This is a genomic window from Vibrio sp. 10N.286.51.B11, from assembly GCF_041469245.1.
Classification (GTDB): Bacteria; Pseudomonadota; Gammaproteobacteria; order Enterobacterales; family Vibrionaceae; genus Vibrio; species Vibrio crassostreae_C.
The window spans coordinates 1-17165 of the sequence record NZ_JBFRKI010000025.1 but is presented as its reverse complement, the minus strand read 5'-3'; the positions used below and the strand labels follow the sequence as shown (position 1 = coordinate 17165).

The following is a 17165-nucleotide window of genomic DNA, read 5'->3' as shown; positions in this document are numbered from 1 at the left end:
CGACTTGTTAAGTCGTGGCGCTTTTTTAGTTCATCGCTTATTTATTAGCGATGGCAAAGGCCTATGGCTGTTGCTTAGTTGGTGCTAGAGCAATCTCACGGATACATACATTCTGTGGTTGTTGGTAAGCGAATGATACAGCGCGAGCGATATCGTCAGCTGCCAATACGCCACCCATGTCTTCTTTCCAAGAATCGTAACCGTCTTTGATCTCTTGAGATGTTGTGTGAGACAGAAGCTCAGTTTCTACAGCACCCGGTGCGATAGTGGTAACACGAACATTTGAAGCCGCCACTTCTTCACGAACGTTCTCAGAAATAGCGTGTACCGCGAATTTAGTACCACAGTAAGCTGCGTGGCTTGGGAATGTTTTCTTACCCGCGATAGAGCTGATGTTGATGATAGTACCCGTGTTGCGTTCCATCATCGGAGCAAGTACAGATTGCATGCCGTTTAGAAGACCAATCACGTTTACATCGAACATTGTCTTCCACTCTTGTGCGTCTTGAGTATCAATTTGACCAAGAAGCATTGCACCAGCATTGTTGATAAGTGCATCTACAGGGCCAAACTTCTCTTCACCTTGTGCGATTGCTGCATCAAAAGACGCTTTGTCTGTTACGTCTACTTTTACTGACAGTGAGTTTGGTAGATTCAGCGCTTCAAGGCGATCAACACGACGAGCTAAAAGTAGCAGAGGGTGACCTTCATCGCTTAGACGACGAGCGATTGCTTCACCAATACCAGAGCTTGCACCTGTAATTACGATTAGTTTTTTCATTTTATTTCCTCTGTACTTTTATTGCGTCGGTTGGCTACGACGGGTTGTTTAAGTGCATTCGAATCAAGTGCTTGTTGCGTTGCTTCGTTGCGATGGAGGTATATTAAGGAAAATAGAATTGTTGATATATAGCGCTTTACTTGAAACACTGTTGCTGTGGTGCAACAATAAAAGTGTCTATCTCATAACCTCACTAGTAAGCTGGCGGCCATGCTCAATCAAATTAACCTGTCTGATATTCGTTCTTTCGTGCTGATCGCTCGTTTAGGTAATTTCACCAAAGCGGCGGAGGAGTTGGATGTGTCTCGTTCCCACGTATCACGCCAAGTGAGCAGCCTAGAAAAGCAGATGGGTGTGACACTGTTTATCCGCACCACTCGAACCTTAAGGTTGACTCACGCAGGGCAAGATCTGTACGCGAGATGTGAACAAGCCTTAGATAATATAGACCAAGCCTTGATTGCTGCTGTGGATGACGTCGAAGAAGTACGTGGCGACATAAAAGTAAACTGTGTTGGCGGTTATCTGGGCGAGGTGATCATCGCGGATCTGGTCAATGAGTTCATGCAACTCTACCCAGACATCAGCATCAGCCTTGATTTCAGTAGTAACCGAGTCGACTTGATTGAAGACGCGTTCGATATCGCATTTCGTATGGGAAGCCTTGAAGATGCGGGCTTTATCGCGAGAAAGCTTTTGGACATCGAGATGGGAACGCTCGCAAGCCCTGAATATTTTGCTCGCAAAGGAAAGCCAAACCATCCTAAAGATCTCATTCACCATGACTGCTTAACGGGGTCTGTGCGTAAGTGGAGCTTTCAAGCTTTGGATGACACCAAGAAAACAGTCGATGTTCATGTCACGGGTAGGCTGCAATGTAAGAATGGGCGAGTGTTAGTTCAGGGCGCGAAATCGGGCAACGGAATTATTCGTGTACCAACCATCTATTGCTTGCAAGAGATCAATGAAGGGCAATTGGAGCAGGTGTTTAATGAGTGGATAGTGCCGAAAGTGGACTTTTCAGCGATCTATCATCGAGACCGCTATCAACCGAGCCGAATTCGAACCTTCATTGATTTTGTGAAAGGCCGTTTTGAGCAAATGCCAGTCAGCTAAATAGTGCGTGCTGTCCATTATTTGGAATAGAGTGGATTTGCTTGGGCTTACATCTCGTCGATTTCGTTTTGTAGACTTTCCAGTTGATCCAGAATCAGTAAGAACTTCTCACCAAAGGGCGTCACTTGATATTCAACTCTTGGTGGGAGTTCGTTGAACATCTGCTTATCCAAAATCCCAAACTCAACATTTCGCTTCAAGCATTCATTCAATACTTTGGTCGATAACCCTTCGACCGAGCGCACCATTTCACCGGGGCGATTAATGCCATTTGCCAGTAATTGGTAAACCGTTAGCGACCATTTACAGCCGTAGATGGTTTCGACCATACGAGCGGAACGCTCTGGTGCCGATTTTCTTGAAAAAAAGTTTTCCTGATTTTTCATAAAGATGTACCAATAAGTACCTACCTAACCGATTTGTACTTACTATTCATAGTGTTAGTTCAAAGCCTAAGATTACCACGTTCACATGACTTAGGAGATAACAAAATGAACTTCACTAAAAATGGTATTGCAGTCGTAATTGGTGGCACAAGCGGCATGGGCTTTGAAACAGCGAAGCAGTTAGTCGCTCAAAACATCCATGTGTTGGTTGTCGGCAATAACCCAACTAAGTTAGATAAAGCGGTGTCAGAACTTCAATCACTAGGCCGCGCGACTGGCTGGCAAGCTAATCTTTATGATGATGCGAGTGTAGCCAATATTATTGCGCATTTAGAGTCACTTGAAGAGGGCATTGGTTACCTTGTTAATGCGGCTGGTTACTTTAACCCTAAAGCGTTTATTGAGTACCAAGAATCGGATTACGAGCAATACATGCAGCTAAACAAAGCGACTTTCTTCATCACTCAAGCTGTCAGCAAGTTGATGATCAAAAACGGTGGCGGAAACGTGGTAAATGTAGGCTCTATGTGGGCGAAACAAGCGATCAAAGCGACGCCATCTTCTGCTTATTCAATGGCAAAGGCTGGTCTACACGCTTTAACACAGCATATGGCGATGGAGCTTGCGGATCACAGCATTCGTGTGAATGCGGTGTCTCCAGCCGTAGTTAAAACGCCAATTTACGAATCTTTCATTAAACCGGAAGAAGTAGATCAAGCGCTAGAAGGCTTCAATGCTTTCCATCCAATTGGTCGAGTAGGTTTGCCGAAAGACATCGCAAACAGCATCTCTTTCTTGTTGTCTGACAGTGCCGATTGGGTAACGGGCGCAATCTGGGATGTTGATGGTGGCGTGATCGCTGGCCGCAATTAATCAAGCCTAGCTTTCAATATGGGGGGATGCTTTGTTAGCAATTAGCAATTAGCAATTAGCAGTTAACAGCGAAGTCTCCCCCTAGCTCGTTATTCGCGTAGAATAGACATTAGCAAGACAATAATAATTAAAACAATACTTAGAGTAAGGTCGTCATTATGTTCAACATGGACTTTTCAAAGAGACTGGTTATCGAAACCGAGAAGCTAGATTGGGTTGCGAGCCCTGCCAAAGGGGTATGGCGTAAGCCCCTAGAAAGAGAAGAGAAAGAATCGGGTCACACGACTAGCGTGGTGAAATACGATCCTCAATCTTCATTCTCTGAACACCCACATCCGCAAGGAGAAGAGATCTTCGTGTTAGACGGTGTGTTCTCAGATGAAACTGGCGACTTCCCAGCAGGCACTTACATTCGCAACCCTCCTGGCAGTGCGCACTCTCCATCGAGTAAAGATGGCTGTACGATCTTGGTTAAGCTTAATCAGTTTGATGTGAGAGACTTAACTCAAGTTCGTATCAATACTCAAGAAACGCAATGGCTTCCGGGTATTGGTGGTTTACAAGTGATGCCACTGCATGGTTTTGAACACGAAAATGTTGCCTTGGTGAAATGGCCCGTTGGCGAACGTTTTCAGCCGCATCGTCACTTTGGTGGTGAAGAGATCTTTGTGTTGTCTGGCACTTTTAAAGATGAGCATGGCGAGTATCCAAAACACACATGGATGCGCAGCCCGCACATGAGCGAGCATTTTCCTTATGTGGAAGAAGAGACCGTTATCCTAGTGAAAACAGGGCATCTGCCATTGGATTAAATGAATGCTCAGTAAAAAGATGAGAAAGCCGCATTGTTTTGAACAAGCGGCTTTTTAGTTTTTATATGTGAGCTGACTAGTAAGCGACACCAATACGTTGGCGTGGGAACTTGCCAGCTTCTAGTTCATCAATCATCGCGATAGCGTAGTCGCTGACGGATATTTTGCTGTTGCCATCTTCGTCAGTGAGCAGTTGATCACCACCTGTGCGGTAGGCTGATAGCTTATCGCCCGGGAAGATTTCCGCAGCAGGGCTAACGAATGTCCAGTTAACCTTGTCATTAGATTGTTTGAACACTTCAAGCGCTTCACCCTGTGCTAGTGCTTCGTTTTTGTAATCTGCTGGGAAGTCAGGAACGGTCACTAACGGTACGTTTGGTGCTACTTCTAATGAGCCTGCACCGCCAACCCAAAGTAGACGTTCGATACCAATGCTTGGTAGTGTATCAAGCAGCTTAGTTGCTGTGCTTTTTACGATGTCGTGATTACCCAGAGCACGTCCGCCAATCGAAGTAATGACTGCATCAACGCCGGATAGTGCGTTTGCTAGACTTGCGGCTTCATCTTGTAAATCAAATGAACGAACCTCAACATCGCTAATCTCTACACGGCTTGCATCTCTTACAACAGCAACAACTTCATGTCCGCGAGCTTGAGCTTCTTGAGCGATGTGACTACCAATCCAACCTGATGCGCCTAATACTGCAATTTTCATAATGTTTCTCCAATTATCTAATTTATTGAGTCTGTTTCTCGACAGCCATTGCAGTCTAATAGCTCACTAGATTGCGATAAATATCGTAAAATGATGTAGATTGTATCTATATAGTTATCTAATAGACTTGGTTCAATGGATAAGAGAAAGTGTGATGGATAGGTTGACGGCAATGCGTAGCTTTGTCGAAGTTGCGAATTGTGCCAGCTTCACCCAAGCAGCTGAGCATTTGGGCATGAGTCGGTTGCAGGTTTCACGTCATGTTCAAGAGATAGAAGGGTGGCTGAAGCAGAGGCTATTACATAGGACGACTCGAAAGGTGAGCTTGACGGCGGCAGGGGAAATCGCTCTGCAGCGCTGTGAGAAAATCCTCCATGAGACCGCTGAGTTAGAAATTACGTCACTCAATCAAACCGATGATCTTTCTGGAACCATTCGAATTGCAGCCCCCATCGGGTTAACTCAGCATATGTTGTTGGATGTGGTCGAGCAGTTCACCGAGCGCCACCCTAATATCACGGTCGAACTGTTTGCCTCAGACCGCTTTACTCAGCTGGTGGATGAGAGGATCGATATTGCACTTCGTTATACCGATCAACCTGACGATAGCTTGATTGCACGAAAGCTAATGGTTATTGATTCAGTGGTGTGTGCCTCGCAAGCCTACTTGGACAAACATGGTGAACCTGAAACGGTCGAGGCGCTTCGAAAACACAATTGTTTTCGTCACTTGAATGTTTCTAAGTGGGATTTTGTTAAGGACAATCAACACTATTCGGTTGAGGTGTCTGGCACTATCAAGGCTAATGATGTTGGAGTGCTAACTCGTGCCGCACAGCACGGGAAAGGGGTAGTTCGTTTACCTTGTGACTTAGCCAACCCACTGATTGCGAATGGCAAATTGATACGAATATTGGATGAGTTTGTTTCGCCAAGCAGCGTGCTTTGGGCGGTGTATCTGTCTCGCAGCTATCAGCTTCCGGTTGTTCGTCAGTTTATTGATTTTGCGGCACAAGCTTGGGCTAGCGATATCAGGTCTGATGATGTTAGAAACTTCATAGGCAATGATACATAGCGACAAAAATTAAAAGCCCATAAATACAAAAATCCGATATCAATGGTGATATCGGATTTGAACTCAATAATTCAGAGTTCCAGCACGCTCTCCTCTCACGAAGTCTTTACATGTAATGGTGTACGGATAATCGGGTATTTATTACCTTTTCGTTTACGTCTGGTAAAGGCTGATACAAGCTTCTCGTAATGTCGGATAATACTTGGTCGTAAACTTGCGACACGACGCTAGAGATATCACTGGTTAATTCGTACATACTATCTGCCGGTTGGGTCGCTTCGTTACTTGATGCGATCTCTGAGAGTGCATGCATCGCTCGCGTACAAACCGGTGACCCACTACTAAGAGGGCAGATAATCGATAACTGGTTGAGTTTTCTGTGTGTCTGAGAGGCGTAGAATTTGAATCTCAAATACTCCTCAGGCTTCTCCATATCAGGGATACACATTCGTAATTTGGTCAGGATCTCCATGCAATCTAAGATCTGTTGCCAATTCATGTGGTACTCACGGCTCATGTCTTCACGCTCAGACTGAATTAGCCAGATGATCATTACTTCATCCATCAAGAACATGCTATGGCGAATTGTTTTGCCATGAATCGATTGGTTACGCACCAAGCTACGGTTTTGCCAGTCGCTGTGCATAGCGATGAGCTTGAGGTGATAGATGCGATACATAGGGCGGCTGTCAAACGACACATGGGATTGAAGCAGCTCAGATACCTCAAGTATGTTGTCGTAAATCTCGTTCACTTTGCGAATCGAGTCGCTAGACAACTTATAAGCTAGAGCATAGTGCGTTGCCGCGCGATGTTTGCGTGATAACAACAATAATTCTCTAAGCAGAACTAAGGTTTCAAACCTGTGTGATAGCGCTGTTTGTCTCTTCCTTGAGAAATGAAACAGGGCCGCAAGTACTAATAGGGATAAACCCACTGAAATAACTACAAACATATTCAACTCCTAATATTTGTATACCTACTTAGTGGTAGTGCAGACACCGTGCCAAAATAAATAAGTGTTATATTTCAGTTGCTTATGATTTCCCTGTAATTATGGATGATCAATGATGGTGCATGACTTCACCATTCTAGTGAATGTTTCTCATATTTTGCAGGATTTTTTGAGAGGTTAGTCGTGGGCGATGAGATGGAACTTAGATTTCAGTGTAGGAAATGAAGAAGGCCTCACCCTTTATATACTTTTAACTAGAAAAAGCAGTAAGAGTGAGACCTTTCAATGTTCATTTCTGAGTTTCGTTAGCTTAAGAGCTAAGCGTTTAGCACTAAACGTTACGCAAGCTTAAGGTCGAACTCAGTGCGGTACATAACCATATCTTCAATGGTCAGTACTGGCATGTTGTGAAGTTTGCCGAAAGCAACGATCTCTGGCGCTTTTGCCATTGTGCCGTCTGGGTTGGTTACTTCACATAGTACGCCTGCCGATTGAAGACCAGCCATTTGCATAAGATCCACAGTACCTTCTGTGTGGCCGCGGCGAGCAAGTACGCCACCTTTACGAGCACGTAATGGGAATACGTGGCCAGGGCGAGCAAGGTCAGTAGGCTTAGCTGTTGGGTTTGCAGCTGTCTTGATCGTTGTTACACGGTCAGCGGCAGAAACACCTGTTGTTACGCCAACTTTTGCTTCGATAGTGACGGTGAACGCAGTTTGGTTTGCGCTGTTGTTATCAACAACCATAGGTGGAAGTTCAAGTTGGTTTGCTTGCTCGTCGGTTAGACATAGGCACACAATTCCACTGCATTCGCGGATCATAAGCGCCATTTGAGCATTGGTTAGGTGTTCTACTGAGTAGATGATGTCGCCTTCGTTCTCACGATCTTCATCGTCAAGTAGAAGTACGCCACGACCTTCGCGCAGAGCTTGCAGTGCGTTTTCAACGCGAGTGATTGGTTCGCCAAATTCGGCAAGTAGTGAAGACTGATTCATGGTTAAACTCCTAAAATATCACCAGAATCAGGGCTGTATGAGGGATCTCAACCGAGCACGACAAAGCCTACTCATTACAAGAGGCTTTAGCTCATTATGGTTTTATCCAAAACGAAATGCACCCGTCTGAGTTGGAGGCATCAACCCAATAGATAGGTGCGCCTTTCCAACTTAAACGAGTGTGTTTCCATTCTCTCTCATCCGGACTATAACCGTCGGCTCTGGCATCTCACCAGATCTGCTGACCTCGACGAATCGAGCGCTCGCGGGCTTATCTTTAGATTTTGCTAAGGACATACCGCCGGTGGGGAATTTCGCCCCGCCCTGAGAATAAAAATTAATAATTTGTTTTGCTTTGAAAGCAGACCAGATGGTAATCCTTTCGATAGTGGATTTAAAGGACTGACAGCAAAGTTTTTCAGATTCTGGCCTTATAATCCGGTAAGTGTTCACTTTATCGGCAGACCTTAGCGTGTGGTGTATAGCGGTGCGCAGGCTATGTTTAGTGGGTTTTGATGTCTATATGTACACAAGTGGATGGTCTGGATTATTGGTGATGGCGTGACAGTTCATCAGCTCAATACTTAAGAGGCCCTTTAATCGATTATTGTTACACCATGACGGCTTACTGACCGTTTTGACATAAAATTGATATTGGCGATGCTAAGCTGCGATAGCATCCGAGCACTTTATCTAAAAGATCTTAGCCATGACTTCTCTGTTCTCTAACAAATCCAAAGGCTTATTACTGCTCGTTCTAAGTTTGTATTCCCTCATACCCTTTTTGATCTTTGGATCTGACTTCGACCTTGGAAGTGCTGTTTTGCCTTTCTACGGTGCTTTTATAACGTTTGTGACTTACTCTGCGGGCAATCAAGGGTTCTTGGTAACACTAGCGATTTTGTCTTTAGTATTGTTCACGATGAAGTTTTCCAAAGCGAAGTTAGTCAGTCTTTGTCTGCAGCTCGGCTTGTTGTTGGTGCTTAGCTTTGCAGCGAAAACCTTCTTAAAGCATTCCACTGAGAGCCCTCGTCCTTATTCTGAGTATTTGGTGACGCAGGAAGTGGTTGATATGCCGGAAGTGTTTTACGAATTACCATTGGTTGAAAAGAATGCTGCGATTGAGTCTGTACAAGATAAGGTGAGCGAGTGGCGAACGCGTCACTGGTTGGGTGAAACTGACTACTCTTTCCCATCTGGACATATGATTTTCGTCGGTGTGTGTTTGGCGTTCTTTGGTGGTCTTCTCCTAGAGGCGAAACGCTTTTATCTAGTCGGCGGTTTACTGGTTTGGGCTGGTGGTGTCGCCTATAGCCGTGTTTGGCTTGGCATGCATCGACCAGAAGACTTAGCCGGATCTATTACCTTTGCGGGTTTGATCTATTTATTGGTGCCGCTTATCTCAGAGCAAAAAATAGAACGCTATTTACCTGCATTTTTGAAACAGACTTCTTAGGGATCCGTCCTCACTGCAAAAGAAGGGCTCAGATTAGCAGTACGTAATAAACGCTACTGATTGAGCCCTAGCTCTGCTTGCTTCTTTTTGGTTAGACCTAAGGACACAATTCGGTGTGACTCAATGAGATAGTATCTCAGCTCCTCATCCCTTTGTGGCGTGCTTTCAAACAGCTGAATCCATTTCATACCGCGTGAAGCAAAGTAGGGTGCGGGTTTATAGCCCGGCTCTTCTTTGAGAAAGTCGAAATTCTGATCGGACGCCTTGAAGATAAACGCAGGCTCATCTTTCGGTCCCCAACCACCAATCGCAAACACCTTGCCACCCACTTTCCAAACGTGCGAGTTATTCCACTGCATCACGTAGCTGGTGGCTGCTTGTGATTCACAGAATGCATTGAACTCGTCGTATGTCATAGAACGCCCTTTCATAATTTGGTGGTGGATCTGTGTGTTTGTTGTTTTATCGATGTTTCTGCTTCTAGCTAGCTAAGCCTTGCCAAATAGCAGTGAAGCCGCTGATAGAACATAGTAACAAAGAGCCGATACGTATCTTCTCTTTAGGAATGCTTTGCGTCGTCAATAACGCTACCTTGTAACCCAACCAAGCGGCAGGAAGTAGCGGGATTGTGATGATCAAATGGTGCATCGTGAAGAAGCCAATTGGGATCTGTACCAGTAATGAAATGATAGAACTAAACACAAAAAACGCAGATAGGTTACCACGAAGTTGATTGGCATCTTGGTGTTGAAGTAGGAGTGCCATTGGCGGCCCACCAATACCAGAGCTGGTACCGAAGAAGCCTGAGAAGAATCCCGCGATACCCATTTTGGCAGGCGTCGGTTCTAACCTAAACGGCAGTAAGCTAACAATCACGGCGAATACAACCAATAAGCCCAACCATAGTGATAACACGCTCGTTGAAACCATCACTAACAAAGCGCCACCTGCCAGTGACCCCGGAATGCGGCCCAGCAATGCGATTTTTAATCCGCCAATAGAGATATTTGCTCGATGTTTAAAAGCGTTGAATAACGAGATAAACAGACCGATTAAACAGATAGGTGCAGGTACATAATCAGGAGAGACCAAAAACAGCAGTGGAGCTGCAACAATGGCCAAACCAAAGCCGATTGCGGTTTGCACAAATGAGCCGACAAAAATAAGTGCCATTGCGATAAGGGCAGTCTGATCCATGTATTCCATAAGCCTGCGGATTAGTTTTAAAGGAGCGGGTGGATACTATAAATGAAAACCAAGAGAATAGTCTTATTATTCAGTGAGCTTTATGCCAGTTTCGCTAGTTATAGTTTCTATTATCGCGACCAACAAAAAAGCGAGTGAGTATCTCAGGATGCTTCCTTTCAATACTCACTCGCTTTATTGGAACGACTTGTTGTTTACGCTAGTGGGGGAGTCAGCATAAAACGTTAAGCCATTGCCAATTTCACTCGCTCAATCGGCTTGTCATTGATTGGTAAATGGATAAGTGCTGCTGCAAATGCCAGTACCACCGTTGACCACCAGATTGGCTCGTAAGAACCGTAGTAATCGTATATACGACCACCCACCCAAGCGCCTAAGAAGCTACCCACTTGGTGAGTAAAGAACACCAAACCGTACAACGTTGATAGGTAACGGGCACCGAAGATCTGACGTACTAAGCCAGACGTTAGCGGAACCGTACCCAACCAACAGAATCCAATTGCCGCACCGAAGATAGCCGCGGTTGATTCAGTCACAGGCAGAGTAACAAACGCACCGATAACCACAGTACGCACTAAGTACAGTGCAGACATAACGTGGCGTTTGCTGAACTTGTCGCCCATTACACCCCAGAAGTAAGACCCGAAGATGTTGAAGATGCCAACGTAAGCCAGTGCCATTGCAGCGCTGCTCGCGGGTAGGTCTTTATCTGCTAAATAGCTCGGTAAGTGCGTTGCGATAAACATTACGTGGAAACCGCACACGAAGAAGCCCGCGTGAATCAACCAGTAACCTTTGTGAGCAAACGCTTCAGACAACGCTTCTTTGAGTGTTTGGTTCTCTTCAGCTTGCGCTTGTTTGTTTGAGGCTGCTTTAGGCGCTCGCATGAACAGCGCAAAAGAGATCATCAAACAACACAGTACGCCAAACACTTGCATCGCACTCTGCCAGTCAAATTCATTCAGCATGTATTGTGCGCCCGGAATTACCGCGAACATACCAAATGAACCTGCAGCCGTGGTTAAGCCAAACGCCTTAGCCGCGTGCTCTGCTGGTACAACTTTCGCTACTGCGCCAAGCACGATCACGTAACTTGTCGCACTCAAGCCAAGACCAACCAGTGCGCCTAACGAAACGTAAAGCATGCTCGATTCGGTAGAAATTGAGGTAAGAAGTAAACCCAAACCGTAAGCACATGCGCCAGCAATAATGATGCGTCTTGCTCCCCATTTGTCAGCGGCCATACCAACAAAAGGTTGGAACACACCGAACAATAAGTTTTGTAGAGCAATAGAGAAGCTGAAAAACTCTCGACCCGTGCCGAAATGCTCTGAAATTGGCATCATGAAAATGCCGAATGATTGTCTGATCCCTAGACTGATAATAAGTGTGCCTATCCCTAGCCATACCAGTAAAGGAAAACGGAAAATGCTCATTCTAATACTCTTAAATTAATGGTGGTGATGTGAGTGGTCTTGCGCTGACATGTGTTGGTCAGTCATCTCATGGTGATGTTCGTGCCCAGAATGATCATGCCCTGACTGCTGGTGGCAACCACTGCTTACGGCATGCTGAGCCAAGAGATCAATCAATGGCTGACTGTGATGCACAATAACCAAACTAATGACGAGGAATAACGTCATTCTGGCAAGTTGGGCAAAAAGAGATTGTGAAAACATACGGTGTTGACATGCGCTCAATGTTGTAAGAAGTCGCGCATCATAGTGATGAGTCGGGTATGTATCAAATGACCATTTGTGATGTAGTCTATGCGTTTTATGCATAGATTGTCGCTTGATTGGAATTGGTATAAAACGCGCTCAATAAATAAGAAAACTTGAAGCTCGTTAGTTAATAGAAACAAGTATCTAATTAAGAATGAAAGTCTAAATTAAGGCTTATAACTAGCTGTTTAATTTAAAGTTTCACAAATCTGTAAAAACTAATATACAAACTAATCACTAAGCCACATTGCTCGTTCACTCGACTTATCTGTCAAACATCGTAAATTTGGGCATAAATCGTTTCAAGACTACTGAAACGCGATGTTAAAAGATTCAGGGAGAGTCATTCACATGGATAAAGATCATAATCTTCGCGAAAACTTACTGGCACTGATCTTAGGTAGCGCATTGGTTTCACTCGGCGTTATCTTTTTCAACCAAGTCGGTTTGCTCACCGGGGGCACGGCTGGTCTAGCGATCTTCATTACCAAAGTAACAGATTTGAGCTTTGGCCAAGTATTCTTCGCACTTAACTTACCTTTCTATATTTTGTCGGTTGCTCGTATGGGCTGGCGCTTCACAATCAATACGTTTATCGCGGTTTCGATTGTTTCGTTCGCCGTGGATCACTTGTATCACGTGATTCAAATTGCCGAAATTCATGCATTGTATGCAGCTTTACTTGGTGGTGGCTTGATTGGTACCGGCATGCTGGTGATTTTCCGTCACAAGATGAGCTTAGGTGGCTTCAACATTCTGGCGTTGTTCTTACAAGAACGTTTTGGAATTCGAGCAGGTAAGGTTCAGATGGCATTAGACTGCACGATTGTTGTGCTTTCTCTGTTCATTGTTGATGTGTCATTGGTTCTTCTGTCTGTGCTTGGTGCGATAGTCACCAACTTGATTCTAGCAATGAATCATAAACCGGGGCGCTATCAACCTGTGGTAAAAGCGGAAGCAGCATAGTTCGGTTCGCTCAAGCTCTAGATTTGCTTAAGTAAAGAGTGATTTGCAGATTATGAAAACAACAAAGCCAGCATTAATTGCTGGCTTTGTTCTATTGAAATAACGGATTCGATGTAACGATTAACACTTGCCGCAGCTGGCGTTCGGCTTAAGCTCGCAATCAATCACATTGCCTTGTTGATCAAGGGACAAGTTACAACACTCTTCAAACAGGTTCTTAAGATCAGCACGGCTTTTTTGCACGCGGGATTTAACCGTTGAATAGCTGACGTTCTGCGCTTCTGCGATCTCTTTTTGGCTTTGGCCTTTGATGTCGACCGCAAGCAGTAGCGATGAACTTTGTTCTGGCAATGCCTGAATAAAAGGTTCAATACACAATGAAAGTTTCTGCTTAAATTCAGAGTCGTGGTCTAAATCGGTAAACCACAGATCTTCAGCATCAATTTGGCTATCACGTTGTTGGCGTGCATGCTTACGGTAGAAGTCGATAATGGTGTTGTTGGCTAACTAGGTCTTAATCAAGATATCTTGGAGCAAGTCGTCTACATCCGCAGAGTTGTTGACCTTTGAATGCAGGAATGACTTTAATGCTTGCTGATACTCGGCCCAGACTTGTTCGAGCTTCAAAGGTGCATTAGTTGCACTGTTCATTTACGCAACATTCGTCTTGTAAGAAATCAATCACACCTTCTAGGCACTCATACTCCGCCACGCAGAATAGAGTTCTTCCTTCTCGTCTTTGGCTGATTAGGCCCGCAGACGCCAAGCTTGATATGTGGTGAGACAAGGTAGAACCGGGAATGCCTAGCTCTTCTTGTAGGCCGCCAACTGCAATGCCTTGGTAGCCAGCTTTAACGACACTCTTATAAATGGTTAGGCGAATAGGGTGCCCCAACTCTTTAAGTGCTTTCGCAACGACTTCTAAGTTCATATTAACTCCTCAAGATTTAATTTCGATGTTAGTCGAAATGTATGTCGAATTCAAATTTAAAAACGGTGTCTGTGTAAGTTATTGAAAAACTGTGTTTTCGAAAATCATTTCGATTTTTTATCGAAATAATGCTTGTTCTGGAGCTGTTTATTTCTATAATTCGAGAATATTCGAAATTAAGGGTTGGTTACTTTTCTCATAGAGCCCGACCTTCAATCCAGTTTGGAGTTAATTATGAGCAATGAAATGTTAACAATGCTGAAAGACGCACTTGATATGTTCGCTTTGTTAGCAGTAGAGCTAATTATCCTTTTCTTAGCGATCAGCTACATTGTTGGGATTCTTCAAGAGTTCCTTACACCAGAAAAGATTCAATCTATCCTGAGCTCACGTAATGGTAAGGGTTATGTAGTAGCAGCACTACTGGGTGCAATTACACCTTTCTGTTCATGTTCGACCATTCCTTTCTTAAAAGGATTGCTGCGTGCAAGAGCGGGTTTCGGTCCAATGATGGTGTTCCTATTTGGTAGCCCACTATTGAACCCAGTGATCATTGGTTTGTTTGTGATTACCTTCGGTTGGCAAGTTGCTGTGTTCTACTTCCTTGTAGCAATGACGGTGTCTGTAGTGGCTGGTTACGCACTTGAGAAGCTTGGCTTTGAGCGTTACGTAAAACCTGAAGCGTATGAATCAACAGGTTCAGCTTCAAGCTGTGGCACTAGCTGTGGTGACTCTGCTCCTAAGAAAGCAGCACCGGTTAAAGCAGAATCTTCATGTGGTACAAGTGCATGTGGCGAACCTGCACCCGTAATGGCGAAAGAGACATCTTGCTGCGATTCTAAAAAAGAAGAGCCACAAGTAACGGTTTCATGCTGTTCAGCGGATGGAAGCGCAACAGCTGAAATCGTAGAGAAGAAAGAACCTAGTCGTTGGATGAGAATTTGGTTCTCAACTTGGAAAGACTTCAAACAAGTTTTCCTTTACCTAATGATGGGTATCGCGATTGGTTCATTCATCTACGGCTTCATTCCTACAGACCTAATTGCACAGTACGCTGGTGAAGGTATGTGGTATGCGATTCCAGTAGCTGCCGTGATTGGTATTCCACTGTACATTCGTGCTGAAGCGGTAATCCCATTAAGTGCAGCTCTAGTACAGAAAGGTATGGCGTTGGGTTCAGTAATGGCATTGATCATTGGTAGTGCAGGTGCAAGTTTGACGGAAGTTATCCTGCTTAAATCAATCTTCAAGAACCAAATGATTGCAGCATTCCTATTCGTTATCCTAAGCATGGCGATGGGTGCAGGCTTCCTATACAGCTTCATCTTTGGTTAATCAGGCTTGATTGTGAGATAACACCCTCGATACCAAGAGATAGATAATAAAAGAGCTCACTTAGTTGAGCTCTTTTTTGTTTAGCTTATCAGTCCGGGGGCTAGAAACCGCGAATATCCAGCTCATTATTGATCAATACAACGCACTGAGAAGCAAACAGCATGTTCGGGCCTAAGCTGATTTTTTCTGTCCCTAAGCGCTTTAAGCTGTTGTAGCTTTTCTTCGGCATAGGGATGTGATCAGTAAGAAGGAAACATGGGTTTTCAGCAATCTCTGCATCACGGATAAAGTCACCTTTCTTATCCATCATGTATAGCTGGTGGTCTTCAGCCAGTTCTTTGACTAGTTTTTCAAAGCTCATAGTGCGAACGACGATTCCCGGTTCAACCTGACGAGTCTGCTCTTTGGTCATACCTTGAGAAGCATCAACCGCTCTTACTACCGCTGATAACAATGCCGATTCATGAAAGCCACCAATGTTGGTGATCTCATTTGAATCGAAAGTGATCGTACGTGAAAAGTCTTTAGTACTTTCTAATACAAGGTGTACGGTGACATTCTCACGGTGAGATTGAGCAACGAAGATCGTGTTCATCAGAGTATGAGCCAGAATCTCAGTATGAGCATCTTGCCCAACACCTTCTAAGATAAGTTTGCTCTCTGTAGGGGCTGCGCGAGCGCGTAATACAAATGAACGCATGGAATGTACCTTGTCAGTATGTGATAAAGCGAAACGGGCTTTATCAACATGAATTGATGAATAACCAAAATTGTGGCGGTATGTAACTCTTTTCTATTAATGAAGTCAAATAGAGTTGCGTATAGCGCCAACCAGAAGAACTCTGCGTATTAAATAGAGAATGACCACATTACAAGATGGTAAGGGTTGAAGCGACCCAATGTTTACGTAGATAGTATGCGCAAATTATTAGGTGACTTACATAAGGAAGTAGTCGATGAAGTTACAGAAGATCAATAAAGAAGAATATAGAAAGAAGATGAACCTGCTGTTGGTTTCGTTGGTTGGGTCACTCGCAGTGTTCGCCATTGTATTCGGAACCATACTGATCGAGCTATTCGGTTCAGGGCAATCAATCGCAGGCGAATCGACAGGTAATTTCCACTTGAACGTATTAGGTGTGATCTTATCAGTCGCATTGAATGCATTTATCGCGAGCCGTGTGAAAGGGCATGATTACTTCAAAGAAGCGCTTTATGTATGGAACCTTAAACAAATCCATAATCAAATCTATCGTAAGCTCAAGCGTATTCAACCCAAAGCTGAGCAAGGCGACCGAGACGCGCTGACCATCCTTTATTTCTATTACACCACGCAAAAACAGGTATACGACCTAGACAACAACACATTGACGATAAAAACAGTTCAGCAATCGCTAGATAACATCCTAGAAGTGAGTGAGAAATGGAGCATTGAGCTAGATATAGAGGCTTTTTCGAAAGATCTAATCGCAAAGTTTTAAGTAATACACCCATTATTGTATGAGCTTTGAGCTACGAAAGAGCCTTTTGACGTAAAAGTAGCCACTTAAGCAAGTTTTTTGAATTTTTATCAAAAAAGGGGTTGCCATGTTTTCGATGATCTCTATAATGCCGCCTCACTGACACGGCAGATGCCATAAGGCTTCAGCGGTAATCAGTAAGACGGAAAGTTCGAAAGAAATTAATTTTAAAAAGTGTTTGACACTTAAGATTAAATCGCTAGAATTCACGTCCGCTTTCAAGGGTTTCTTTGTAAAAAGAAAGTTTCGACAAGCAAAGCTCTTTAACAATTTAAACCTATCAATCTGTGTGGGCACTCGTTGATGAATATCAAAACGT

The 17165-nt window shown here is 44.2% G+C and carries 20 protein-coding genes, 1 pseudogene and 1 riboswitch; of the genes and pseudogenes, 9 read left to right on the top strand and 12 right to left on the bottom strand.

The window, feature by feature from the left end; all coding sequences use genetic code 11:
* Positions 1–61 precede the first annotated feature (61 nt).
* Entirely contained in the window at positions 62–781 is a 720-nt protein-coding gene (locus AB4154_RS12685; RefSeq protein WP_004733012.1) for an SDR family oxidoreductase, read from the bottom strand.
* A 210-nt stretch (positions 782–991) separates the two neighbouring features.
* Between AB4154_RS12685 and AB4154_RS12680 the strand changes: the two genes are divergently transcribed.
* The gene (locus tag AB4154_RS12680) at positions 992–1897 is read left to right on the top strand and encodes a LysR substrate-binding domain-containing protein (protein ID WP_372123218.1); all 906 of its coding nucleotides are present in this window, start codon (positions 992–994) and stop codon (positions 1895–1897) included.
* 47 nt (positions 1898–1944) lie between these two features.
* Here AB4154_RS12680 and AB4154_RS12675 read toward each other — a convergent pair whose 3' ends face one another.
* The gene (locus tag AB4154_RS12675) at positions 1945–2283 is read right to left on the bottom strand and encodes a helix-turn-helix domain-containing protein (RefSeq protein ID WP_004741127.1); all 339 of its coding nucleotides are present in this window, start codon (positions 2281–2283) and stop codon (positions 1945–1947) included.
* Between the two features lie 105 nt (positions 2284–2388).
* Here AB4154_RS12675 and AB4154_RS12670 point away from each other — a divergent pair, with 105 nt between their 5' ends.
* Both AB4154_RS12670 and AB4154_RS12665 read left to right on the top strand, forming a co-directional pair.
* Entirely contained in the window at positions 2389–3156 is a 768-nt protein-coding gene (locus tag AB4154_RS12670; RefSeq protein ID WP_372123216.1) for an SDR family NAD(P)-dependent oxidoreductase, read from the top strand.
* Between the two features lie 158 nt (positions 3157–3314).
* Positions 3315–3968: a cupin domain-containing protein gene (locus tag AB4154_RS12665; RefSeq protein WP_372123214.1), complete on the top strand. Its 654-nt coding sequence runs from the start codon at positions 3315–3317 to the stop codon at positions 3966–3968.
* Between the two features lie 76 nt (positions 3969–4044).
* Here the strand turns inward: AB4154_RS12665 and AB4154_RS12660 are convergent, their stop codons facing one another.
* Positions 4045–4683: an NAD(P)-dependent oxidoreductase gene (locus tag AB4154_RS12660; protein ID WP_372123212.1), complete on the bottom strand. Its 639-nt coding sequence runs from the start codon at positions 4681–4683 to the stop codon at positions 4045–4047.
* 154 nt (positions 4684–4837) lie between these two features.
* Between AB4154_RS12660 and AB4154_RS12655 the strand changes: the two genes are divergently transcribed.
* Positions 4838–5758: a LysR substrate-binding domain-containing protein gene (locus tag AB4154_RS12655; protein WP_372123210.1), complete on the top strand. Its 921-nt coding sequence runs from the start codon at positions 4838–4840 to the stop codon at positions 5756–5758.
* A 106-nt stretch (positions 5759–5864) separates the two neighbouring features.
* Here AB4154_RS12655 and AB4154_RS12650 read toward each other — a convergent pair whose 3' ends face one another.
* Both AB4154_RS12650 and ribB read right to left on the bottom strand, forming a co-directional pair.
* Positions 5865–6713: a hypothetical protein gene (locus tag AB4154_RS12650; protein WP_136982933.1), complete on the bottom strand. Its 849-nt coding sequence runs from the start codon at positions 6711–6713 to the stop codon at positions 5865–5867.
* A gap of 338 nt (positions 6714–7051) precedes the next feature.
* The gene (ribB, locus tag AB4154_RS12645) at positions 7052–7708 is read right to left on the bottom strand and encodes a 3,4-dihydroxy-2-butanone-4-phosphate synthase (protein WP_017054827.1); all 657 of its coding nucleotides are present in this window, start codon (positions 7706–7708) and stop codon (positions 7052–7054) included.
* 185 nt (positions 7709–7893) lie between these two features.
* Positions 7894–8044: riboswitch (FMN riboswitch) on the bottom strand.
* Between the two features lie 373 nt (positions 8045–8417).
* Here ribB and AB4154_RS12640 point away from each other — a divergent pair.
* The gene (locus AB4154_RS12640) at positions 8418–9164 is read left to right on the top strand and encodes a phosphatase PAP2 family protein (RefSeq protein WP_372123208.1); all 747 of its coding nucleotides are present in this window, start codon (positions 8418–8420) and stop codon (positions 9162–9164) included.
* 53 nt (positions 9165–9217) lie between these two features.
* Here AB4154_RS12640 and AB4154_RS12635 read toward each other — a convergent pair whose 3' ends face one another.
* The 3 genes from AB4154_RS12635 to AB4154_RS12625 all read right to left on the bottom strand — a co-directional run bounded on the left by AB4154_RS12635 (position 9218) and on the right by AB4154_RS12625 (position 11806).
* Entirely contained in the window at positions 9218–9580 is a 363-nt protein-coding gene (locus tag AB4154_RS12635; protein WP_372123206.1) for an MmcQ/YjbR family DNA-binding protein, read from the bottom strand.
* Positions 9581–9644: 64 nt separating this feature from the next.
* Positions 9645–10370: a sulfite exporter TauE/SafE family protein gene (locus AB4154_RS12630; protein WP_372123204.1), complete on the bottom strand. Its 726-nt coding sequence runs from the start codon at positions 10368–10370 to the stop codon at positions 9645–9647.
* 224 nt (positions 10371–10594) lie between these two features.
* Positions 10595–11806: an MFS transporter gene (locus tag AB4154_RS12625; protein WP_102429223.1), complete on the bottom strand. Its 1212-nt coding sequence runs from the start codon at positions 11804–11806 to the stop codon at positions 10595–10597.
* 29 nt (positions 11807–11835) lie between these two features.
* On the opposite strand from AB4154_RS12625, the gene AB4154_RS12620 reads away from it, so the two are divergent.
* Both AB4154_RS12620 and AB4154_RS12615 read left to right on the top strand, forming a co-directional pair.
* Positions 11836–11985: a hypothetical protein gene (locus AB4154_RS12620; protein WP_017061698.1), complete on the top strand. Its 150-nt coding sequence runs from the start codon at positions 11836–11838 to the stop codon at positions 11983–11985.
* Positions 11986–12445: 460 nt separating this feature from the next.
* Positions 12446–13060: a YitT family protein gene (locus AB4154_RS12615; RefSeq protein WP_017065874.1), complete on the top strand. Its 615-nt coding sequence runs from the start codon at positions 12446–12448 to the stop codon at positions 13058–13060.
* A 120-nt stretch (positions 13061–13180) separates the two neighbouring features.
* Here the strand turns inward: AB4154_RS12615 and AB4154_RS12610 are convergent.
* Positions 13181–13711: pseudogene (locus tag AB4154_RS12610) on the bottom strand (sigma-70 family RNA polymerase sigma factor).
* Positions 13695–13991 carry a helix-turn-helix transcriptional regulator gene (locus AB4154_RS12605; RefSeq protein WP_004733042.1) on the bottom strand — a complete coding sequence of 99 codons (297 nt, stop codon included), beginning with the start codon at positions 13989–13991 and terminating at the stop codon, positions 13695–13697. The pseudogene AB4154_RS12610 and the gene AB4154_RS12605 overlap by 17 nt, the downstream one beginning before the upstream one ends.
* Positions 13992–14225: 234 nt before the next feature.
* On the opposite strand from AB4154_RS12605, the gene AB4154_RS12600 reads away from it, so the two are divergent.
* Positions 14226–15326: a permease gene (locus AB4154_RS12600; RefSeq protein ID WP_372123202.1), complete on the top strand. Its 1101-nt coding sequence runs from the start codon at positions 14226–14228 to the stop codon at positions 15324–15326.
* 100 nt (positions 15327–15426) lie between these two features.
* Here the strand turns inward: AB4154_RS12600 and trmY are convergent, their stop codons facing one another.
* Positions 15427–16026 carry a tRNA (pseudouridine(54)-N(1))-methyltransferase TrmY gene (trmY, locus tag AB4154_RS12595; RefSeq protein WP_017061702.1) on the bottom strand — a complete coding sequence of 200 codons (600 nt, stop codon included), beginning with the start codon at positions 16024–16026 and terminating at the stop codon, positions 15427–15429.
* A 256-nt stretch (positions 16027–16282) separates the two neighbouring features.
* On the opposite strand from trmY, the gene AB4154_RS12590 reads away from it, so the two are divergent.
* On the top strand, positions 16283–16807 hold the full coding sequence (locus tag AB4154_RS12590) for a DUF3087 family protein (RefSeq protein ID WP_065584102.1): 525 nt from the start codon (positions 16283–16285) through the stop codon (positions 16805–16807).
* Positions 16808–16942: 135 nt separating this feature from the next.
* On the opposite strand, the gene AB4154_RS12585 is transcribed toward AB4154_RS12590, so the two are convergent.
* The coding region (locus tag AB4154_RS12585) for a hypothetical protein (RefSeq protein WP_372123200.1) at positions 16943–17165 on the bottom strand (223 nt) is incomplete at its 5' end.